This is a genomic window from Pseudomonas sp. Leaf127 (assembly GCF_001423155.1).
Classification (GTDB): Bacteria; Pseudomonadota; Gammaproteobacteria; order Pseudomonadales; family Pseudomonadaceae; genus Aquipseudomonas; species Aquipseudomonas ovata.
On sequence record NZ_LMOA01000021.1, the window covers coordinates 261,284 to 283,498 of the forward strand.

The window sequence follows — 22,215 nt, forward strand, 5'->3', positions numbered from 1 at the left end:
GGGTCAGGCGGCTTGCAACCAGCCCAGCCGCTGCCGGGCCTGGCGCAGTTCATTGTCGAAATCGTGCTCCCACAGCCAGGCGAAACGCTCGGCCAGGGTTTGCGCCAGCAGGCTTTCATCGGCGGCGGTGTGCGGCTCGCGCAGTTCATACAGCTCACCGGCCTGGTGCGAGGTGCGCTGCACGCGGCAGGCACGGGGTCGGCGGATGGCGTCATAGGCCGCCAGCACCTCAGGCAACGACGCCTCCAGCACCTGCGGGTCGGCCAGCAGCCGCGCCAGCAGCCAGGCATCTTCCAGTCCTTGCCCGGCGCCGGCACCCTGGTGCGGCAGCATGGCGTGGGCCGCATCGCCGATCAGCGCGACGCGACCGTGCACGTAACCGGGCAATTCATCAAGTTCATGCAAAGCCCACAGGGTCGGCGATGGAATGCATTCGAGCAGGATGCGCGCCGCATCGCCCCAGCCTTTGAAGGCCTGCAACATTTCCTCCTGGGTCGTGGTGCGCACCCAGGGCTGATCCTGCGGCCACACCGGTTGCACCTGGCTGCGGTCGGAAATGAAGGCCACGACATTGATCAGGCGGCCCTGCTTGACCGGAAAGGTCAGGATGTGCGCGTCCAGCCCCAGGTACATTTGCGGCACATCCAGCAGATGCTCATCGACACCCCGAGCGCGGTAGGCGGCGCGCAGGGTGTCGCTGTCGATCATGCCGCGATAGGCACAGGTGCCGCTGAAGCGCGGGCTGGCCAGCGGCTGGCCAAGGCCGGTCAACACATGGTCGCGAATCGACGACTTGATGCCATCGGCCCCGATCAGCAGGTCGCATTCATGTGTGGTGCCGTCGGTAAAGGCAATGCGCACATGGTCGTCGGCCTGGCTGACACTCGCCGCACGCTTGGCGAACTGCGCAACGCCTCCGGGCAACTGGGCCGCCAGTGCATCGAGAAAGTCGGCGCGGTGCACCGAGGACTGACCGACACCGGCGGCGACACTGGCGCTCAGGTAACCGGCATCCGCGCCACGACGCCATTCGAACCACACATCCTGCCAGGGCGCAGGGGTCTGGTCGGCAATCTGCCGGTAAGGCTCGGCAATGCCAAGGCCGGCAATGGCGCGCACGGCATTGGCACCGAACGACACCCCGGCACCGACCTCGCCAAAGGCCGCCGCCGCTTCGAACAGCTGGACATCAAGGTGGGCATGGCGGCACAGGTCAATGGCCAGCGCTACACCGGCAATACCGCCACCGACAATGGCAACGCGCAAGGAAGAAGGGTTTTGCATGACAAGGCATCCCATTGGGCTGATTGTTTTTGGAGTGAGCCCATGGTGCGCCGTGGTACGGTATTGATAAATGCAGTGGAACGTATAGAAACTATCACTGATGTGAATATTCCATTCAGCTTGGAATCCGCGCTCGGCACTAAATCCGCTGGAGCAACCAACGGTCGCGAAAGCAGAGTGTCAGGCACCGAAGAGGTTGAGCTTACCGGCCCTTTCGCGACCGCGGGTCGTTCCCACAAGTACTCTGGATCCGGGCTCGGCCTATCAACATGATGTCTACGAATTGGAATTGGCCCGTATGAACCTGCGCGACCTCGACCTCAACCTGCTGCTGGTGCTGCATCAACTGCTGATCGACCAGCAGGTCTCGGTCGCCGCCGAACACCTCGGGCTCAGCCAGCCGGCCATGAGCAACGCCCTCAAGCGCCTGCGCACCGCGCTCAACGACGAATTGTTCGTGCGCACCGGGCGGGGCATGCAGCCCACCCCGTATGCGGCCAGCCTGGCCAAACCGGTGGCGCAGGCCTTGGCGTTGCTGGGGCAAGCCTTGCAGCCCAGGATAGCGTTCGACCCGACGTCGAGCCTGCGGCGCTTTACCCTGGCCATGACCGACATCGGTGAGATCTGGTTCATGCCGCGCCTGATCGAGGCCTTGCTGCAGCGCGCCCCCGGTGTGTCGGTCACCACCGTACGCAGCGATGCACAGTTGTCCGAAGGACTGGCCGGTGGAACGGTCGATCTGGCGGTCGGCCTGCAACCGGACCTGCAGAATGGCTTCTATCAGCGCCGACTGTTTATCCATCGCTACGTGTGCCTGTGCCGGCGCGACCATCCGCTGACGCGCCAGCCCATGACCAGTGATGATTTCTGTCGCCAGGCCCATGTCCATGTGGCGGCCACCAGCACCGGCCACGGCGAGGTCGAGCAGCACCTGCGCCGCGCCGGTCTGCAGCGCGACATTCGCCTGCAAGTGCCGCATTTCGTGGCCGTGGGGCATATTTTGCAGCGCAGCGACCTGGTGGCCACCGTGCCCGAGCGCTTTGCCTCGACCTGCCTGGTGCCCTTCGACCTGGTCGCCCTGCCCTTGCCGGTGCCGCTGCCGGAAATCGCTATCAATCTGTTCTGGCATGCGCGCTACCACAAGGACCCGGCCAACCAGTGGTTTCGCGACCTGATGTTTGAACTGTTCAGCGATTGAGCCGGTGTATCGATAACCGCAAGGTATCGACTGCTCGCTAAATCGCAATGGTCTGTTATAGGCCTCTGCCTCTAGACTGTCGCAAACGCGAACAACAGAGAATGCTCCCGCCATGATCATTTCGGCTTCCACCGACTACCGCGCCGTTGCCCAACGCAAGCTGCCGCCGTTCCTGTTCCACTACATCGATGGCGGCGCCTATGCCGAGCACACCTTGAAGCGCAATGTCGCCGATCTGGCCGATATTGCGTTGCGCCAGCGGGTGTTGCGCAACATGTCGGACCTGAGCCTGCAAACGCAGTTGCTGGGCGAAACCCTGGCCATGCCGGTGGTGCTGGCGCCGGTCGGCCTGACTGGCATGTACGCGCGCCGTGGCGAAGTGCAGGCGGCCCGGGCCGCCGATGCCAAGGGCATCCCCTTCACCTTGTCGACCGTGTCGGTGTGCCCCATCGAGGAAGTCGCCCCGGCGATCAAGCGACCCATGTGGTTCCAGCTGTATGTGCTCAAGGACCGCGGTTTCATGAAGAACGCCCTGGAGCGCGCCAGGGCCGCCGGGGTCACGACGCTGGTATTCACTGTCGACATGCCGGTGCCGGGCGCACGCTACCGCGATGCGCACTCGGGCATGAGCGGTCCGAACGCGCCGCTGCGGCGCATGCTGCAAGCCTTCACCCACCCGGCCTGGGCCTGGGACGTGGGCCTCAACGGGCGGCCGCACGACCTGGGCAATATCTCGGCTTACCGCGGCCACCCTACCGGCCTGGCCGACTACATCGGCTGGCTGGGCGCCAACTTCGACCCGTCCATTTCCTGGAAGGACCTGGAGTGGATTCGCGAGTTCTGGCAAGGTCCGATGATCATCAAGGGCATCCTCGACGCCGAAGACGCCCGCGATGCGGTGAGCTTTGGCGCCGACGGCATCGTGGTGTCCAACCACGGCGGCCGCCAGCTCGATGGCGTACCGTCCACGGCCCGGGCGCTGCCGGCGATTGCCGATGCGGTCAAGGGCCGCCTGGCCATCCTGGCCGATTCCGGTATTCGCAACGGCCTGGACGTGCTGCGCATGATTGCCCTGGGCGCCGACAGCGTGATGCTCGGCCGGGCCTTTATCTATGCGCTGGCCGCAGCCGGTGGCGCGGGCGTCAGTCACCTGCTGGAACTGATCGAGAAGGAAATGCGCGTGGCCATGGTCCTGACCGGGGCCCGTTCGATTGCCGAGATCAACGCTGATTCACTGGTGCGGACCTGAACCGCCGGTCAGGATAAAAGCAGTCGACATTACAGTTTCCGGCGGTACGGCCGATCAGTTCTGTACGCCCACCAATCATGGAGTGATGAGATGGATGTCTCGCTCAATACCCTTTTCAACCCATCGACCACCGTCAACCTGACCCGCTCGACCGAGTCCATCAAGGTCCAAGCCGACTTGCTGGACGCCGGCACCGTCAAGACCCTGATCACGCCCGCCGCCCTCTACCAACCCGATTCCGGCAGCGGCGTCAGCGGCCAGCCGATCAAGCCTGCCTGGGCCGGCATCCCTGAAAACACGATCTTCAAGGCCGCGGCGGCCCAGTACAAGGAAGCCTATAACGCGCTTGAGCTTTCCTACGCTGACTTCAAGGCCGGCCTGGCCTCACGGTTTCCGGAACTGGCCGACAAGAACTTCAGTTTCACCATTGTCGAAGACGGCAGCCTCAAGGCGATCAACAGCGGCGGCCAACTGAGCGGCCCGGAAATGGAGCAGCTCGACTCGTTGTTGAATGCATCGGAAAGCCTGACAACCTCGGCCGTCCTCTACCGCGACTCCGCGATTGCCATGGTCGACGCCGACGCGCCGTGGGGTGGCAACTTGATGGGCGAGTATGTCCTGAACAAGGAAAACTTCGCCAAGACCATCGACCTGGGTGCCCTGTTCATCGAGCGCAAGGACAACGAACTGACCAGCGAAAAAGTCGCCGGCTGGTTCACCAGCCAGTTATGGAGCAAGGGCCAGTACGAGCCGTTCAAGTCTGAAGTGATCGAGATGAAGCCAACCGACACCCCTTCGTAACCTGTCAGCGCAACACACGGCCGGCCGGCAAATCACCCTCCTACCAAAAATAAAATAAATTATTGATTTTATTGAGTTTTATTAAAAAACGTTGTGGGAGGCGGCTTGCCGGCGATTGAGCGCAAAGCGCTCACGGAAATTGATTAGACGCTGAAAACTTACGACTGCTGCGCAGCCGATCGCCAGCAGAGCTGCCTCCCACAGTCCGGGGCCAGGCACAAAATCCGGGGGCTCATCAATCCGGTGGGAAGGGGCTCTGCTCCGGGCGGCGATCCGACGATGAGGCCAGCAAGGCCCATACACCTGCTGCGCCTGTCATATAGCCATCGCCAGACAGTTGCTGTCTCCCAAAGGCCCGCGCCGAGGCCTGACTGACGGGCATGACTCCATAGGAGCGACCAGCGGTCGCGAATGCCGCTGTAATCATGCGGGTCTTCTCGCGACCGTTGGTCGCTCCTACAGATCGGGGCTACGCGACAGCGCGCCGGCGCAGCAGATCAATGAACAGCTGTAGTTCCCGACTGATCGGTTCATTTTTACGCCGCAGCAATCCGAAGGGCGCCATTTGTGCATCAATGCTGATCGGCAGCGCGGTGACCAGGCCCATTTTCAGGTAGTCGCGCATGGCCGACTCCGACAGCACCATCACCGCATCGGTCAGTTGCACCAGTTGCTGCATCGAGTACACCGAACTGCATTCGATGATGTCCGCCGGCATCGGCAGTTCATGGCGCAGCAGCGCCTGTTCGAAGGCCACCCGCGCCGGGCTTGATTGCGGTTGCAGAATCCATGGCCAGTCCCTCACCAGCTCGTGCCAGTGCAGTACCGCCCTGTCGGCCAACGGGTGGCCGCTGTGCACCACGGCAATCAGTTGCTCGTTACCCAGGGGCTCGAACTCGTATTGTTCGCGGTCATTGCTCAAGTCACGCCGGGCCACGGCAATGTCCACCCGTCCCTGCTCCAGCAACTGCACGACCTGATCACTGGTGTCGCCCATGATGCGCAGGCGCAGGCGCGGATTGAGCGCCTTGATTTCGGCCACCGCATGCATGACCAGGTCCGGTGCGGCGCCCATGATGGTGCCAATCGCCAGGTAGCCATAGCCACCCTGCTGACGCGCCGCCAGGTCGGCCGCGCAGCGATCCAGGCCACTCAGCGCCGCCTCGGCAAAGCGCAGCAGCTCGCGGCCCAGCGCCGTGGGCTGCATGCCGCGCGGCAAACGCTCGAACAGCTCGCAGCCAAACATGTCCTCGATCTCTTGCAGCATGCGGCTGGCGGCCGGCTGCGACATGTTCATGCTCACCGAGGCGCGGTGCAGGTTGAGGCTGGAGCCGAGCATCATCAGCATCTGCAAATGCTTGTAGCGCAGCCGGCCAAACAGGTGGTGATCGCTCATGCAACCCTCTTTAGACCGATACCCTCAAGGTATCGGCCAACAGCTAATTTCGATTGGTCATGCATCATAGGTACGCAGTAGAGTTTGTTCCACAAGAAAGATCATCCGCTGTTACTCAGTCGAATAATTCCAAAAAGGAAGCTGACGTGAACACTCTCCCTGCCTCATTGCTGGCCAAGGTCTCCTGGCGGCTGCTGCCCTTCCTGCTGTTGATGTACATCATGGCCTTTCTGGACCGTGCCAATGTCGGCTTTGCCAAACAGGCGTTCCAGGCCGACACCGGCATCAGCGATGCCGCGTTTGCCTTCGGTGCCGGGGTCTTCTTTGTCGGCTACGCGCTGCTGGAAGTGCCCAGCAACCTGATCATGCACCGGGTCGGCGCCAAGCTGTGGATGTGCCGGATCATGGTCACCTGGGGCCTGGTCTCGGCCGCCATGGTCTTTGCCCACAACGAAACCACCTTCTATGTCTTGCGCTTTCTGCTGGGTGTGGCTGAAGCCGGCTTTTTCCCGGGCGTGATCCTCTACCTCACCTACTGGTTTCCCAGTGCCGCACGCGGCAAGGCCATGGGTTTCTTTTACTTCGGGGCACCGCTGGCATTCATCTTCGGCAGCCCGTTGTCGGGCCTGCTGCTGGAGCTGGACGGCGTGCTGGGCAGCCACGGCTGGCAGTGGCTGTTCGCCGTGGAGGGCCTGATGGCCAGTGCGGTGGGCATCTGGGCGTACTTTTACCTGGACAACCGCCCTGCCGATGCCAAATGGCTGACTGCACAGGAGCGCACGCAGTTGCAAGGCGTGCTGGACGCCGAAGACAGCCAGAAGCAAAGCCACGGCAGCCTGCTCAAGGTGCTGTGCCAGCCGAGCGTGCTGTACCTGTGCCTGATCTACCTGCTGATCCAGGCCAGCGTCTACGGCGTGGTCTTTTACCTGCCCACCCAGGTCGCCGGCCTGCTGGGCACCAAGGTCGGGCTGATGGTCGGCATTGTCGGCGCCATTCCCTGGGTCTGCGCCTTGATCGCCGCCTGGAAAATCCCCGGCATCGCCGATCGTACCGGCCAGCGCCGCACCGTGGCCGCCCTGACCCTGGTGGTCTCCGGGCTCGGCATCGCCGCCTCGGTGACCTTCGCCAACCCGGTGCTGGGCATTCTGGCCCTGTGCTTTGCCGCGTCGGGCTTCATTGCCGTGCAGCCGGTGTTCTGGACCTTTCCGGGCAGCTTTCTGGCCGGCTCCGCAGCCGCTGGCGCCATTGCGCTGATCAACTCCTTCGGCGCCCTGGGCGGGTTTATCGCGCCCATTCTCAAGAACTGGGCCGAAGGCGCCTTCCAGTCCCCGGCGGCAGGCCTGTACCTGCTGGCCGTAACCACTTTCATCGCTGCCGCGCTGGTGATGGGCATTCGTGCCCCGCGCACGGCCCAGCCGCACAAGCAGCCAACCTTCCAGCATTGATCAAGAGGCATCCACCATGGCCACTCCGACCATCAAACACGTTCGCGCCTACGTTCTGCGAGGCGGTGGCGCCGATTACCACGACCAGGGCGACGGTCACTGGATCGACGACCATATCGCCACCCCCATGAGCAAATACCCCGAATACCGCCAGAGCCGGCGCAGCTTCGGCATCAACGTGCTGGGCACGCTGGTGGTCGAGGTCGAGGACAGCGACGGCAATGTTGGCTTTGCGGTGACCACCGGCGGTGAACCAGCGGCCTATATCGTCGAAAAACACCTGGCGCGCTTCGTCGAGGGCGCCAAGGTCACCGACATCGAGCGCATCTGGGACCAGATGTACTTCTCGTCGCAGTACTACGGGCGCAAGGGCCTGGTGATCAACACCATTTCCGGCATTGACCTGGCGCTGTGGGACCTGCTGGGCAAGGTGCGCCAGGAGCCGGTGCATCAACTGCTGGGCGGCGCGGTGCGCGACGAACTGCAGTTCTACGCCACCGGCGCCCGCCCGGACCTGGCCCAGAAGATGGGTTTCATCGGTGGCAAGCTGCCCTTGCACCACGGCCCGGCCGAAGGTGAAGAAGGCCTGCGCAAGAACCTTGAGCACCTGGCGGTGATGCGCGAGCGGGTCGGCAAGGACTTCTGGCTGATGCTCGACTGCTGGATGAGCCTGGACCTCAACTACGCCACCCGCCTGGCCCAGGGCGCCCACGAGTTCGGCCTGAAGTGGATCGAAGAGGCGCTGTCGCCCGACGACTACTGGGGCTATGCCGCCCTGAAGAAAAACGTGCCCACCGGCATGCTGGTGACCACCGGCGAGCACGAAGCCACCCGCTGGGGCTTTCGCATGCTGCTGGAGATGGGCTGCTGCGACATCATCCAGCCCGATGTCGGCTGGTGCGGTGGCATCACCGAACTGATCAAGATCTCGGCCCTGGCCGACGCCCACAGCGCCATGGTGGTGCCGCACGGCTCGTCGGTCTACAGCTACCACTTCGTGGCCACGCGTACCAACAGTCCGTTTGCGGAATTTCTGATGATGGCGCCCAAGGCCGATGAAGTGGTGCCGATGTTCCACCCGCAACTGCTCGGCGAGCCGGTGCCGGAAAACGGCCGCATGCGCCTGTCGAAACTCGACAAGCCAGGCTTTGGCGTCGACCTGAACCCTGAATGCCAGCTGCATCGGCCGTATCAGCACTGATTCTTTTGCACAGGAACCCTCTCATGAGCATGCCCCACAACGCGTTCAAGGCCGCCCTGGCCAAAGGCGAGCCGCAATACGGCATCTGGGCCGGCTTTGCCACCGGCTACGGCGCGGAAATCACCGCCAGTTTTGGCTATGACTGGATGCTGATCGACGGCGAACACGCCCCCAACACCGTGCCGTCGGTGCTGGCCCAGCTGCAGGCCGTGGCACCCTACACCACGGCGCCCGTGGTGCGTGCAGTCGGTCATGATGCGGTGCTGATCAAGCAGTTGCTGGACATCGGCACCCAGACCCTGATGATCCCGATGGTCGAAACCGCCGAACAGGCCCGTGCCCTGGTGCAGGCCATGCGCTACCCGCCGCACGGCATCCGGGGCGTCGGCGGCGGCCTGACCCGCGCAACGCGCTGGGACGCGGTGCCCGACTACATCAACACCGCGCACGAACAGCTGTGCCTGATCGTGCAGGTCGAGTCGCGGGCCGGGGTCGAAAACGTCGCGGCCATCGCCGCGGTCGAAGGCGTCGATGCGGTGTTCATCGGTCCTGCCGACCTCTCTACCGGGCTGGGTCATATCGGCAACCCGTCGCACCCCGAGGTGCAGGACAAGATCCGCCAGGCCATCGACGCCACCCTGGCCGCCGGCAAGGCTTGCGGCATCCTGGCGCCCGCCGAGGAGGACGCACGGCGCTATCAAGGCTGGGGGTGCCAGTTCATCGCCGTGGCCATCGACATCAGCCTGATGCGCCAGGCCGCCCTGAGCAACCTGGCGCGCTACCGGGAAACAACCGAACAGCGCCCGGCGTCGCGCACTTACTGAGTCTTGCGTACCTATCGAACAGGAACATCGAACATGACTGCTTTGCCGATCTACGAGAACTACATCAACGGCCGGTTCGTCAGCAGCACCGAGCACCTGGATGTCTTCAATCCGGCCACCGGCACCTTGCTGGCCAAGGTGCCCGCCTCCGATGCCAGCCAGGTCGACGCCGCCCTGGCGGCGGCCCGCGCCGCCCAATCCGCCTGGGGCCGCCGCCCGGCCAATGAACGGGCAGGCTACCTGCGCAGGATTGCCAGCAAGATTCGTGAAAACGTGCCGCACCTGGCGCGCACCATCACCCTGGAGCAAGGCAAGATTTCGGCCCTGGCCGAGGTGGAAGTGAATTTCACCGCCGATTACCTGGACTACATGGCCGAATGGGCGCGGCGCATCGAAGGCGAGATCATCACCAGCGACCGTCCCGGCGAGAACATCTTCATGTTCCGCAAGCCGCTGGGTGTGGTGGCCGGCATTCTGCCGTGGAATTTCCCGTTCTTCCTGATCGCCCGCAAGATGGCGCCGGCGCTGGTCACCGGCAACACCATCGTGATCAAGCCCAGTGAAGAAACCCCCAATAACTGCTTCGAATTCGCCCGCCTGGTGGCCGAGATCGACCTGCCAGCGGGGGTGTTCAATGTGGTCTGCGGCGACGGCAGCGTGGGGGCCGCCCTGACCGCGCACCGCCAGGTGGACATGATCAGCTTTACCGGTAGCGTCGAGACCGGTGCGCGGATCATGAGTGCTGCGGCGCCCAACATCACCAAGCTCAACCTGGAGCTGGGCGGCAAGGCACCGGCCATCGTGCTGGCCGATGCCGACCTGGACCTGGCGGTGCGAGCCATTCGTGACTCGCGCATCATCAACACCGGCCAGGTGTGCAACTGCGCCGAGCGAGTGTATGTCGAGCGCAGCATCGCCGATCAGTTCATCGAGAAGGTCAGCGCGGCCATGGCCGCCACGCGCTATGGCGACCCGCTGGCCGACAGCTCGGTGGAAATGGGCCCACTGATCAACCGCCAGGGCCTGGAGAGCGTGGCGGCCAAGGTGCGCAACGCACAGGCCCAGGGCGCACAGTTGATCACCGGCGGCCAGGTGGCCGACCAGGGCATGGGCTTTCATTACCAGCCGACCGTGCTGGCCGGGTGCAACGCGGGCATGGAGATCATGCGCAAAGAGATTTTCGGCCCGGTGCTGCCGATCCAGATCGTCGATGACCTGGACGAAGCGATCGCCCTGGCCAACGACTGCGAATATGGCCTCACCTCCTCGCTCTATACCCGCGACCTGAGCAAGGCGATGCACGCCATGCGCGAAATCGACTTTGGCGAAACCTACATCAACCGGGAGAACTTCGAGGCCATGCAGGGCTTCCATGCCGGGGTGCGCAAATCGGGCATGGGCGGCGCGGATGGCAAGCACGGACTGTATGAATACACCCATACGCATGTGGTTTATCTGCAGGCCTGATCGTAATGCATGATCCGCGGGAGGGAGCTCTGCTCGCGACTTCGATAAGACAAACGATAAACATGCGGCAGATTCATTGCCGCTATCGCCAGTTGCTTCCCACAGTCTGATGCCAGGTCCGAAATTCAGGGTCACATCAATCCTGTGGGAGCCGGCTCTGCCGRCGATGAGGCCAGCAAGACYCATACACCTGCTGCGCCTGTTAAATAGCCATCGCCGGCAAGCCGCCTCCCACAGTCTGTGGCCAGTCCCGAGACCTTGGGCGACATCAAATCCTGTGGGAGGCGGCTCTGCCGGCGATGAGGCCAGCAAGRCYCATACACCTGCTGCGCCTGTCCCATAGCCATCGCCAGCAACGAGCTGCCTCCCATACTGTCCATTCGTCGCAGCGCAGCGATCTTTATCAAACTTTGCCGGGCGGTTTTCTTTCCCAAGCTCATGAGTGGCCGGTTTCAGCCGGTCTTTCAAGGGAGACGGACCGTCAATCCGGCCGTTATCAGGGCCGCCCTTCAAGACGGCCCGGGTTTGATCAAGAGGTGTACCCATGAAGACTTCATTGCGTCATGCACTGGCCACGGCGGGCTTGGCTTGCCTATTGACCATCCCTGCCCTGGCAGCCACCGCCACCGCGGCGACTGTCAGTGACATTCCGGCCGGCCTCGGCCAGCAGCCCATGACCCCCGGTGGCTCGGCGTTACCCCCTGGCACCCGGTCGGCTGACCCCAGCGACAGCAATGGCACTGATGGCAATAACATACGCCCGGAAACCCGCATGACGCCTGATGGCCGACAGGATCTTGAAAAAGAACCGGCCGTCGAGCGTCAAGCACCCGGCACGCACGTGCCCAAAACCCCTGACGATGAGCCCAGGAAAGACAGCCCTCGCGAAAGTCAGTAAGTGGTACAGCGATGTGGATTGACCTGATGCAATGGCCAGCGATGGCCATTACCGTTCTGGCGGCCTGGTTCACCGGCTGCAAGACACCGCGCCAACGCATGATCGGCTTCTGGTGCTTCTGCCTGAGCAATGTGCTGTGGGTAATCTGGGGGCTGCACGCCAGCGCCTGGGCACTGATCGTGCTGCAGGTGCTGCTGGCGGGCATGAATATCCGGGGGTATTGCAAGAACCGTCGCCTCAAGCGTGCCCAGGCGGACTGATCCGCCCGGACACCCATGGGTTTTAGCGAATGGCGGTGTCCACCAGGGTCTGGGCTTGTGCAACCAGACGCTGCAGGTGATCGTTGCCAATGAAGCTCTCGGCGTAGATCTTATAGATGTCTTCAGTGCCAGAAGGACGCGCAGCGAACCAGCCGTTCTCCGTCATTACTTTCAGACCACCAATGGCCTGGTCGTTGCCCGGCGCGTGGCTGAGCACGCGCTGGATCGGTTCGCCGGCCAATTCGGTGGAGGTGACCTGGTCGGGCGACAGCTTGCCCAGTGCGGCTTTCTGCTGCGGGTTGGCCTTGGCGTCGACACGGGTGGAAAACGGCTCGCCCAGCTCGGCGGTCAGCGCGGCATAGCGCTCGCTGGGGTTCTTGCCGCTGGTGGCGGTCATTTCGGCCGCCAGCAACGCCGGGATCAGGCCGTCCTTGTCCGTGCTCCAGACGCTGCCATCGCGACGCAGGAACGACGCCCCGGCGCTTTCTTCGCCGCCAAAGCCCAGCGAGCCTTCGTACAGGCCCTGAGCAAAGTACTTGAAACCCACCGGCACTTCATACAGCGTGCGACCCAGGCGTGCGGCGACCCGGTCGATCAGGCCGCTGCTGACCACGGTCTTGCCCACGGCCGCATCGGCACGCCACTGCGGACGATTCTGATACAGGTAATCGATGGCCACCGCCAGGTAGCTGTTGGGGGTCATCAGGCCGCCGGTGGGCGTGACAATGCCATGGCGGTCGTGGTCCGGGTCGCAGGCGAAGGCGATCTGGTAACGGTCCTTGAGGCCGATCAGGCTCTGCATCGCATGGCTGGAAGACGGGTCCATGCGGATCTGGCCGTCCCAGTCGACGCTCATGAAGCGGAAGGTCGGATCGACGTGCGGATTGACCACGTCCAGGTCCAGGTTGTAGTGCTCGGCAATGGCCTGCCAGTAGCGCACACCGGCCCCGCCCAGCGGATCGACGCCCAGCTTCAGGCCCGAATGGCGAATCGCATCCAGGTCAATGACGCTTTTCAGGTCAGCAACATAGGTATTGAGGTAATCGTGACGATGGGTGGTGTCGGCCCGCAGGGCCTTTTCATGGCTGACGCGCGACACCCCCACGACCTGCTCGGCCAGCAGTTCGTTGGCCTTGTTCTCGATCCACTTGGTGACATCGCTGTCGGCCGGGCCACCATTGGGCGGGTTGTACTTGAAGCCGCCGCTCTGCGGTGGATTGTGCGACGGCGTGATGACAATGCCATCGGCCAGGCCGCTGGTACGGCCACGGTTGTAGCAAAGGATGGCATGGGACACCGCCGGTGTCGGGGTGTATTCGTCGCCGACGGCGATCATCACCTGAACACCGTTGGCGGCCAGCACTTCCAGGGCCGTGGCACTGGCCGGGGTCGACAGCGCGTGGGTGTCGGCGCCCAGGAACAGCGGGCCGTCGATGCCCTTGCTCTGGCGGTACAGGCAGATCGCCTGGCTGATGGCCAGGACGTGCCATTCGTTGAAGCTCAATTCAAAAGAGGTGCCGCGATGCCCGGAAGTCCCGAAGGCCACACGCTGGGTGGTCACCGACGCATCCGGCTGGCCGGTGTAGTAGGCCGTGACCAGCCGAGGGATATCGACCAGCAAATGCTCAGGGGCCAGCTTTCCGGCGAGGGGACTCAGACTCATGCAACCTCCATTTAAATAAGAAATAGCGGCTGGTTACGTAGGAAAAAACCAGACCAGCGGCAGTTTACTGGCACTTCGACTGTTATGCCCGATTTTGATTCCCTAAAAAAGCTAGTGCAGCCGCCACCAGGACGGGAACAGCCGCTGCACCTTGGGTTCGGCAAAGCGATCATCGATCAGCATCACCACGCCCCGGTCATCCTGGGTACGGATCACCCGGCCTGCAGCCTGCACCACTTTCTGGATGCCGGGGTACAGGTAGGTGTAATCGTAGCCGTCACCGAACAACCCGGCCATGCGCTGTTTGAACTGTTCGTTGACCGGGTTGAGCTGGGCCAGCCCCAGGGTGGCAATGAATGCGCCGATCAGCCGCGCGCCCGGCAGGTCGATACCTTCACCGAAGGCGCCGCCCAGCACGGCAAAGCCGATGCCCTGGCTGGTGGGGGTAAAGCGCTCCAGAAAGCCCTGGCGCTCGGCCTCGCTCATGCCCCGGGACTGGCTCCATACCGGCACCTCTGGATAGGTGATGCGCATCAGTTCAAGCACCTGTTGCAGGTAATCGAAGCTGCTGAAAAACGCCAGGTAGTTGCCGGGGCGCGTCTGGTACTGCTCGGCCATCAGCGCCACGATGGGCGCCAGCGACGCCTGGCGGTGGGTGTAGCGGGTCGAAATGCGACTGACGATGTTCACTTGCAGCTGCTCGTGATGAAACGGCGACTCGACATCGATCCACACCGTGGTGCCCGGCAAACCCAGCAGGTCGGTGTAGAAGCGCTGTGGCGTCAGGGTCGCAGAAAACAGCACCGTGCTGCGCGCCGCGTTCAGCCGCGGGCCGATAAAGCGCGCCGGCACCACGTTGCGCAGGCTCAGGCGTGAGCGGCTGCGCTGGCGGCCGATGTCGCGCACCAGAACGTCGAAAATGAAATGCTCATCGAACAGCTCGGCAATGCGTGTAAAGCCGATCATCTCCAGATACAACCCCTGCAAGGCGGCGGCATGAACCTGCTGCGGGTGTTCATTGAAGTAGTCACCCAATGTGGTGATGCAGCCGGTCAGGCTGGCCAGCCATTTGCCGGGCAACTGCGCATGGGCCTGGTAAGGGTGGGACTGGGCCTTGTTCAAGGCACTCCATTGCCGGTTGAGGCGCTGCAGGGCCTTTTTCACTGGCTCCGGCGCTTCGCTGATGACCTCGGCCAGCGCCTGTTGGTCAAGGCTGGCGCTGTACATCTGTCGGCTGCGGTCGACCATGTTGTGCGCTTCGTCCACCAGCACCGCGACCTGCCACTGGTTAAGCTGGGCCAGGCCGAACAGCATGGCGTTCAGGTCGAACCAGTAGTTGTAGTCGGCAATCACCGCGTCGGCCCAGCGCGCCAGCTCCTGGCTCAGGTAATACGGGCACACCTGATGCGCCAGCGCCACCTCGCGCACCCCGGCCTGGCTCAGCCACGGCTGTTGCACAGCGGCCTGCCGGGCCGCCGGCAAGCGGTCGTAGAACCCCTGGGCCAGCGGGCAGGAGTCGCCATGGCAGGCTTTGTCCGGGTGCTCGCAGGCCTTGTCGCGGGCGACCATTTCCAGCACCCGCAATGGCAGGCCCGGTGCATGCCGGCCAAGGGTTGCCAGGGCATCGAGGGCCAGTTGGCGACCGGGGGTCTTGGCGGTCAGAAACAGCACTTTGTCCAGCCCACGCACCGGCATGGCCTTGAGCAACGGAAACAGGGTGCCCAGGGTCTTGCCAATGCCGGTCGGCGCCTGGGCCATCAGGCAACGGCCGGTGCTTACGGCTTTATAGACCGACTCGGCCAAAACCCGCTGACCGGTCCGAAAGGCCTCGTGCGGAAAACCAAGGTCGGTCAGCGCCTGGTTGCGTGCGCCGCTGTGCGCCAGCTCCTGCCCGGCCCAGTGCAGGAACAGGTCGCACTGGTGCACAAAGAACGCGTGCAGTTCATCACGGCTGACGTGCTGGCGGATCAGCGTCTCGCGCTCGGTGGCGACATTGAAATACACCAGCGCCAGCGTCACTTCGCGCAACTGGCGTTGCTGGCACAACAGCCAGCCATAGACCTTGACCTGCGCCCAGTGCAACTGGCGATGGTTCTCGGGCATGGCGTCCAGGTCACCACGGTAGGTCTTGACCTCCTCAAGCTGGTTGAGGATCGGGTCGTAGCCATCGGCCCTGCCGCGTACGGTCAGGGCGCCATGCTCACCCGTCAGCGACACCTCGGCCTGATAGGCCGCGCCGCGCCGGGTGGCCACGGTCTGGTGCCCGAGCATGCCTTCAAGCGCCGTGGGTGACGGGGTAAAGCGCAGGTCCAGGTCACCGGCCTTGGCCGTGAACTCGCACAAGGCCCGCACCGCGACGGTGTAGCGCGCGGGCACCGGCTCAGCGCCGGGCGATGGCGGTAAAGGGCTTGGAAGGGTCACTGCGCGGTTCAACCATCGGCAAAGGGGCACTGGATGGGCGCACAGTAACCAGCCGGCCCCATGCTGGCAAATGGAAATGGATCGGTGGTGCGCACGACCGCACCACCCTGCCCGGCCTTACGCCAGCGGCGGCGTGCGCGGCGGCACCCGGCGTTTGTTGCCGGTGGCCTCGTAGGCCGAGGCCAGATGCAGCAACGCGTTGTCGTCATAGGCGCGCCCGGCGAAAGTCAGGCCCACCGGCATGCCGATGTCGGCCATTACCCCCATGGGCACAGTCACGGTCGGCACGCCCAGATGGCGGATGGCAAGGTTGCCATTGGCGACCCAGACCCCGTTGCGCCAGGCAATGTCGTTGGACGCCGGGTTGACGTCGGCATCGGCAGGCGCCACGTCGGCCACGGTGGGAAAGATCACCGCGTCCAGTTGCAGACGATCCATCCACTCTTCCAGATCGAGGCGTCGCGTCTGTTCAAGGCCACGCAAGCCGTCCGGCAATGTGGCAATGCGGTCCCAGGGCGTAATGCCCCGTTTGGCCATGTTCACGTACTCGTCCATACCCGCCGCCAGTTCATCTTCGCGGTTGGGCAAGGTGCCAGGGTCATGTGGGAAAATCTGCGCACCGTCGACATCTTCCAGGCGGTTCAAGGCCGGATCGCCATTGGCGCGCAAAAAGTCGTCGAAGGCCCAGCCCGACAATTCCCACAGTTCATCGTGCATGAAGGCTTTGGAGACCAGGCCACGATTGAACACCGTCGGCGCGCCCGGGCGGTCGCCTTCGCAGTTGGACACCAGAGGGAAATCGGTCTCGACCACCTCGGCACCGGCGGCCAGCAACGCCTGGCGGGCCTGTGCCCACAAGTCGATCACCGCTGGCCGCGTGTCGATGCGCTGGCCGGTCGGGCCACCGATGCCGGGGGCCTCGCTGGTGCCCATTTCCGGGTCCTGGTTGATGAACATCTTCGGCACACCGAACCGCTTGCCGGCCAGCGCACCGGGGCCAGCCGCCAGCGCCGGGTAGGACGCCGGGCGCACCGCCGAGGCTTTCGGGATCGGCACCCAGGGTTGCAGGCGCCACAGATCGCCACGGGTGTCGGGGTCGTCGGCCACCACCACGTCGAGCACTTCGAGCAGGTCGGCCATGGTCCGCGCATAGGGCACGACCACGTCCATGGTCGGGGTCAGCGGCCAGTTGCCGCGCACCGAGATCACCCCGCGTGAAGGTGTATAGGCGCACAAGCCGTTATTGGACGCCGGCCCGCGCCCGCTCGACCAGGTTTCTTCGGCCAGACCAAAGGCGGCGAAACTGGCGGCCGTGGCCGTGCCGGCGCCATTGGAGGAGCCCGACGCAAAGGGGGCAGTCAGGTAACCGCCGTTATAGGGGCTTTCAGCACGGCCATAAACGCCGCGTTGCATGCCGCCATTGGCCATGGGCGGCATATTGGTCTTGCCCAGGCAGATGGCACCGGCAGCGCGCAAGCGCTCGACGGTGAAAGCATCCTTGTGCGCCACCAGGTCCTTGAACGCCGGGCTGCCGGATGCCGCGGTCAGGCCCTTGACCAGATAACTGTCCTTGGCGGTGTAGGGAATGCCATCGAGCGGCCCCAGCACCTGGCCGCGCGCACGGCGGGCATCGCTGGCCTCGGCCTCGGCGAGCGCCTCGGGGTTGCGCACCACCACGGCATTGAGGGCGGTGGCCGTGCCCGGACCATCAAAGGCCTCGATACGGGCCAGGTACGCCTTGACCAGCCCGACCGCCGTGGTCTGGCCGGCCTCAAGCGCGGCGCGCAGCCGGGCAATGGAAACTTCGGTGACTTCTATCATGGAGGTGTTCACTCATATTCGGGTCGAAGCGGGCGCTGCGTGCACGCGCTTCAGATACAGCCGGTACGGCACAGGCGGGCCATTTCGACAGGGCCAGCCACCGGCGTCAATACGCAGGTCTGCATTGTCTGATTGCAGCAAAGCGCAGACGCAGGCACGACATGACGCCCGGCGCACGAAAAAATGAGCAAGCCCGGGTTTGCTGTGGTCTGCATGAAAACAGCGCGGATGCGCAAGGAATCGCTCATGCACCACAACGAGTTTGCCAACCGGCAGGAACCGGTCCGGGAAGACATGGCCTTGCAGCGCAGGTTCTGGCGCTTCGAGCGGGTCGGCTGGCTGGCCTTGCTGGTGCTGATCGCCCTGGCCCTGGCCGGTCTGTTTTCCAAAGGGCCGCTCAGCCATGTCCAGGCCCGCACCGCAGACGCACGCCTGCAGGTCGAGTATGAGCGCTTCAGCCGCAATGGTGCCCAGGAAGACCTGGTGATCTCTACGCACAGTGCGCCCGGCAAGATTCATTACGTGGTGGTGGGCGGCGAGTTGCTGCGAGGGTATTCCATCGAAACGATGTACCCGCTGCCGGCACCTTCGCGCAGCCGTGGCCAGGACTTGCTGGTCGCCCTGCAGGCCGATGCCCAAGGCATTGCCACGCTGTACCTGACCCTGCGCAGCAACGGCGTGGGGCGCTATCGCGGCGTGATCGGCCTGCAGGACGGGCCGGAGCTGGACATCGGCAAGTTCATTTACCCCTGATACGGAGGTCACCCTTTCATGGATGCCGTCTTGCGCGCTGCGGTGATGTACCTGGTCCTGGTGGTGCTGTTCAAGATCGCCGGGCGCCGTTCCCTGGCCGACCTGACCACTTTCGATTTCGTCTTGCTGTTGATCGTCGGCGAGGCCACCCAACAGGCCTTGCTGGGCGACGACTTCTCGGTTACCAATTCGATTCTGATCATCGCCACGCTGATTGCCATCGACGTCGGCTTCACGCGCCTCAAGCGACGTTACGGGCGTCTGGCGCGCGTGGTGGACGGCGGGCCAACCCTCATCGTCGAGAACGGCCAATGGCTGCACCTGCGCATGCAAGAGGCGCGCGTGACCGAAGAGGACGTGCTGGAGGCGGCACGCACTGGCCAGGGCCTGGTCAGGCTGGAGCAGATTCGCTACGCAATCATCGAGCGTAACGGGACCATTTCGATCATTCCTGCCCAACAAGCGTCCTGAGTGTTCACCGGGCAATAGCCGTTCTGCCGGTAACAGCCTGTAACGCGCCGGCTGGAGCCGTTAAGCTGCCATTCTTTTGCGCTGTTGCCGGCGCCAGACCGTGATCGAAGGACCCCGCTTGAACACCGTCACCGAACCCCAGCGCCCCAACCGCCGCAAGATCGTCCTGCTTGGCCTGCTGCAAATCCTCTCATGGGGCGGCTCGTTCTACCTGCTCGGCGTCCTGGCCGACCCCATCGCGGCCGACACCGGCTGGTCGCATCAATGGGTGCTGGGCGGTGCCTCGCTAGGCCTGCTGGTGGCAGCCCTGTTGTCGCCCTTGTGCGGTCGGCTGATTGCGCGGGTGGGCGGGCGCAAGGTGCTGGCGGCCCACGGCCTGATCCTCGCCGCCGGCCTGGGGTTGCTGGCCATTGCCCCGTCGCTGCCGGTGTTCCTGCTGGCCTGGGCCGTGCTGGGCGCGGCCATGGCCACGGGCCTGTATGACGCACTGTTCACCTCGCTGGGGGCGATGTACGGCATGAAGGCCCGGCCGGTGATCGTCGGCATCACGCTGATTTCGGGCTTCACCACCACCCTGATCTGGCCGCTGCTGGCGATCATGAACCAGGCCATGGGCTGGCGCTCGACCTGCGCGGTGCTGGGCGTCATCGTGCTGTTCACCCTGTTTCCACTGTACCGCTATGCCCTGGCCGAGCATGTGCCGATGCCGCCCCGTGCCAAGATTGCCGCTGGCAACGGACAGGCCCTTGCGCCCTCGATCTACGGGTGCATGACGGCGCTGTTTGCGATCGCTGCCGCGCTGATGACGTGCCTGTCCATCGTTCTGCTCACGGTCTTGCAGGCACGCGGTCATAGCCTGGCGTCGGCCATTGCGCTGGGCGCATTGATCGGCCCGGCCCAGGTGCTGTGCCGTGTCGGGGACCTGCTGATCAAGCGCCAGGCGCCGATGTTTACCGCCTTGCTGTCCAGCGGCATGACTGCGCTGGGCCTGCTGCTGGTCGACTTTGCCCAGGACCTGGTGATCTGGGGCCTGCTCTGCTACGGCGTGGGCAACGGCTTGCGCGCCATCGTCAAGAGCACCCTGCCGATGGTGGTGGTGCATTCAGCCGACTACGCCGTGGTGTCGGGGCGCATGGCCCGCCCCGCCCTGCTCGCCCAGGCCGCAGCGCCCCTGGCCTGCGGCTATGTCATTGCCACCTGGGGCAGCGAGGCGGTCATCCACCTGCTGACGGCCCTGGCACTGATTGCCTTCGGCTTGTGCCTGTGGCTGGTGCGCCTGATCAAGCGACAGGGGCCAGTCGCTTGAGGATTCAGCTACGGCGCAGCCACTGAAACCCTGGCAGATCGATACGTTGTTCAATCGTGCCGTCCCAGGCCACATCGAAACCGGCCGCTTGCAGGGCATCGACGATATGCCGGGCCACACGCAGGCTGTGCTCAGGATCATCGGCCATCGCCCCGAACGCGATCATCAGACCGCCTTCTTCTATAGCGCGCTCCACATCCTGACCGTGATAGAAACAGAAGCCGTGATAGTGTCCCTCGGGCGCATCGTGAACAGCCTCGGCTATTTCAGTAAAACCCTCAGACATCGTGTAACCGGCATTGCCCAAGGCGCAAATACCCGCTTCGTGAAGCTGTTCAAACACGCTATCAAGCCGGTCACAGGGCGTGACGGTCGGCCAGGTTTTCTGCTGGTCACGCTTGTTCTGTAGTTCCGGCTCGATCAGGCCCTTGAGCATTTCATCGTCGCAATCGTCTTCCAGAATGTCGTCGACCATGTCGGTCATTTCTTCAACGGTATAAAAACCGGACCACACCCACAGGCGGATACTGTTGGCGACATAGCGTTCGTCCTCATTCATTGGCGGTTCCTTGAATAGGGCAGGCAGATGGACACGGCCTATCCGACCGGCACCGACCCATGAGGTTCCACCACGCCGTCCGGTGTACAAGGTCTTGACCCGTTGAATAAAATGGCGCGGTGGATCATTTATAACTTACTGATTTAAATACGCGACCGCCCTGACAGGTCTATTCTCTTGACCTGCAGATTCAATTACTCTGCAACGTATTGATACAGCTCAGCGCAGCCGCTGTTTTTCCATGCAAGCTGCACGGCAGGCTCAACTATCCTGAGCCTGCAATGTCAGTTTCATACGCCGATTACTCCGGGAAAGTCGGCGTTTATTTTTCGGGAGCATCTTTCATGGCAGTACTGCAACTCGGCACGATCGAGGCGATCAAGAATAACCAGCCGCAGCTTCTGGACGCCTGGCGCAAAGGCCTGCAAGCCAAGGGCGCCACGCGCAATGTCAAGGAACAGGATCTGCAGCAGCAGACCGCAGAGTTCCTGCAGCTGGTGATCAGCGGCCTGCAAGACGGCCATGGCACGCAGACAGCCGCCACCGGTTGGGCTGACACCCGTCAGTTCCTGGAAAAGCTGTCGGCCAGCCGTGCCCTGCTGGGCCTGGACTCGCAACAGACGGCCAATTTCATCTTTGCGCTCAAGGGCCCGCTGTTCAGTGTGCTGCAAGACCATTACCGCAACGACCCGGCGCAACTGACCGAGCAGCTTCTGGAAATCTCCGAGCTGTTCGATGCCCTGGGGATGCACACCATCGCCACCTTCCAGAAATCCCGGGAAGCGGTGATCAAGCGTCAGCAGGAAGAACTGCTGGAGCTGTCGACCCCGGTGGTCAAGCTGTGGGACGGCGTGCTGGCCCTGCCCATGATCGGCACCCTGGACTCGCAACGCACGCAGATGGTCATGGAGTCGCTGCTGCAACGCATCGTCGACACCGGCTCGGAAATCGCCATCATCGACATCACCGGCGTGCCCACCGTCGACACCCTGGTCGCCCAGCACCTGCTCAAGACTGTCACGGCCATCCGCCTGATGGGCGCCGACTGCATCATCAGTGGCGTGCGCCCGCAAATTGCCCAGACCATCGTGCACCTGGGCCTTGACCTGCAGGGCGTGGTGACCAAGGCCAATCTGTCCGATGCCCTGAAGCTGGCGTTGACCCGCCTGGGCATCAATCTCAACAAAGCAGTCTGACC

At 63.6% G+C, this 22,215-nt stretch carries 19 protein-coding genes; 13 read left to right on the plus strand and 6 right to left on the minus strand.

Annotation, left to right across the window (positions count from 1 at the left end):
• Positions 1–3: 3 nt before the first annotated feature.
• Entirely contained in the window at positions 4–1,284 is a 1,281-nt protein-coding gene (salA, locus tag ASF84_RS14525) for a salicylate 1-monooxygenase (protein ID WP_056839515.1), read from the minus strand.
• A gap of 298 nt (positions 1,285–1,582) precedes the next feature.
• Between salA and ASF84_RS14530 the strand changes: the two genes are divergently transcribed.
• From ASF84_RS14530 to ASF84_RS14540, 3 genes are all read left to right on the plus strand, one after another.
• Positions 1,583–2,482, plus strand: a complete 900-nt coding sequence (locus tag ASF84_RS14530) for a LysR family transcriptional regulator (protein WP_056839517.1) — start codon at positions 1,583–1,585, stop codon at positions 2,480–2,482.
• Between the two features lie 112 nt (positions 2,483–2,594).
• The gene (lldD, locus tag ASF84_RS14535; protein WP_056839519.1) at positions 2,595–3,731 is read left to right on the plus strand and encodes an FMN-dependent L-lactate dehydrogenase LldD; all 1,137 of its coding nucleotides are present in this window, start codon (positions 2,595–2,597) and stop codon (positions 3,729–3,731) included.
• A gap of 90 nt (positions 3,732–3,821) precedes the next feature.
• Entirely contained in the window at positions 3,822–4,532 is a 711-nt protein-coding gene (locus ASF84_RS14540) for a hypothetical protein (RefSeq protein WP_056839521.1), read from the plus strand.
• A 469-nt stretch (positions 4,533–5,001) separates the two neighbouring features.
• Here ASF84_RS14540 and ASF84_RS14545 read toward each other — a convergent pair whose 3' ends face one another.
• The gene (locus ASF84_RS14545; protein ID WP_056839523.1) at positions 5,002–5,928 is read right to left on the minus strand and encodes a LysR family transcriptional regulator; all 927 of its coding nucleotides are present in this window, start codon (positions 5,926–5,928) and stop codon (positions 5,002–5,004) included.
• Positions 5,929–6,074: 146 nt separating this feature from the next.
• Here ASF84_RS14545 and ASF84_RS14550 point away from each other — a divergent pair, with 146 nt between their 5' ends.
• The 6 genes from ASF84_RS14550 (at position 6,075) to ASF84_RS14575 (ending at position 12,023) form a co-directional block, all read left to right on the plus strand.
• Positions 6,075–7,373 carry an MFS transporter gene (locus ASF84_RS14550; protein WP_056839524.1) on the plus strand — a complete coding sequence of 433 codons (1,299 nt, stop codon included), beginning with the start codon at positions 6,075–6,077 and terminating at the stop codon, positions 7,371–7,373.
• A gap of 16 nt (positions 7,374–7,389) precedes the next feature.
• Positions 7,390–8,574 carry an L-rhamnonate dehydratase gene (rhmD, locus tag ASF84_RS14555; protein WP_056839525.1) on the plus strand — a complete coding sequence of 395 codons (1,185 nt, stop codon included), beginning with the start codon at positions 7,390–7,392 and terminating at the stop codon, positions 8,572–8,574.
• A gap of 23 nt (positions 8,575–8,597) precedes the next feature.
• On the plus strand, positions 8,598–9,398 hold the full coding sequence (locus ASF84_RS14560; protein WP_056839526.1) for an aldolase/citrate lyase family protein: 801 nt from the start codon (positions 8,598–8,600) through the stop codon (positions 9,396–9,398).
• Between the two features lie 33 nt (positions 9,399–9,431).
• Positions 9,432–10,865, plus strand: a complete 1,434-nt coding sequence (gene aldA, locus ASF84_RS14565; RefSeq protein WP_056839530.1) for an aldehyde dehydrogenase — start codon at positions 9,432–9,434, stop codon at positions 10,863–10,865.
• Between the two features lie 544 nt (positions 10,866–11,409).
• Positions 11,410–11,763 carry a hypothetical protein gene (locus tag ASF84_RS14570; protein WP_056839532.1) on the plus strand — a complete coding sequence of 118 codons (354 nt, stop codon included), beginning with the start codon at positions 11,410–11,412 and terminating at the stop codon, positions 11,761–11,763.
• Positions 11,764–11,789: 26 nt separating this feature from the next.
• Complete coding sequence (locus ASF84_RS14575; RefSeq protein WP_236709427.1) at positions 11,790–12,023, plus strand: hypothetical protein; 234 nt, start codon at positions 11,790–11,792, stop codon at positions 12,021–12,023.
• Between the two features lie 22 nt (positions 12,024–12,045).
• Here the strand turns inward: ASF84_RS14575 and pgm are convergent, their stop codons facing one another.
• The 3 genes from pgm to ASF84_RS14590 all read right to left on the minus strand — a co-directional run bounded on the left by pgm (position 12,046) and on the right by ASF84_RS14590 (position 17,928).
• Complete coding sequence (gene pgm, locus ASF84_RS14580; protein ID WP_056839536.1) at positions 12,046–13,686, minus strand: phosphoglucomutase (alpha-D-glucose-1,6-bisphosphate-dependent); 1,641 nt, start codon at positions 13,684–13,686, stop codon at positions 12,046–12,048.
• Positions 13,687–13,797: 111 nt separating this feature from the next.
• Positions 13,798–16,107, minus strand: coding sequence for an ATP-dependent DNA helicase (locus tag ASF84_RS14585; RefSeq protein ID WP_056839538.1), 2,310 nt, complete (start codon positions 16,105–16,107; stop codon positions 13,798–13,800).
• Between the two features lie 117 nt (positions 16,108–16,224).
• A complete protein-coding gene (locus ASF84_RS14590; RefSeq protein ID WP_056839540.1) occupies positions 16,225–17,928 on the minus strand; it encodes an amidase in 1,704 nt (567 codons plus the stop codon).
• A gap of 246 nt (positions 17,929–18,174) precedes the next feature.
• Between ASF84_RS14590 and ASF84_RS14595 the strand changes: the two genes are divergently transcribed.
• The 3 genes from ASF84_RS14595 (at position 18,175) to ASF84_RS14605 (ending at position 20,458) form a co-directional block, all read left to right on the plus strand.
• Positions 18,175–18,681, plus strand: coding sequence for a hypothetical protein (locus ASF84_RS14595; RefSeq protein WP_056840152.1), 507 nt, complete (start codon positions 18,175–18,177; stop codon positions 18,679–18,681).
• Positions 18,682–18,699: 18 nt separating this feature from the next.
• The gene (locus ASF84_RS14600; RefSeq protein ID WP_056839542.1) at positions 18,700–19,152 is read left to right on the plus strand and encodes a DUF421 domain-containing protein; all 453 of its coding nucleotides are present in this window, start codon (positions 18,700–18,702) and stop codon (positions 19,150–19,152) included.
• Between the two features lie 118 nt (positions 19,153–19,270).
• Complete coding sequence (locus ASF84_RS14605) at positions 19,271–20,458, plus strand: MFS transporter (RefSeq protein WP_056839546.1); 1,188 nt, start codon at positions 19,271–19,273, stop codon at positions 20,456–20,458.
• 4 nt (positions 20,459–20,462) lie between these two features.
• Here the strand turns inward: ASF84_RS14605 and ASF84_RS14610 are convergent, their stop codons facing one another.
• Positions 20,463–21,017, minus strand: a complete 555-nt coding sequence (locus tag ASF84_RS14610; protein ID WP_056839548.1) for a DUF6891 domain-containing protein — start codon at positions 21,015–21,017, stop codon at positions 20,463–20,465.
• Between the two features lie 344 nt (positions 21,018–21,361).
• Here ASF84_RS14610 and ASF84_RS14615 point away from each other — a divergent pair, with 344 nt between their 5' ends.
• On the plus strand, positions 21,362–22,213 hold the full coding sequence (locus ASF84_RS14615) for an STAS domain-containing protein (protein WP_056839550.1): 852 nt from the start codon (positions 21,362–21,364) through the stop codon (positions 22,211–22,213).
• The last annotated feature ends 2 nt before the right edge of the window (positions 22,214–22,215 follow it).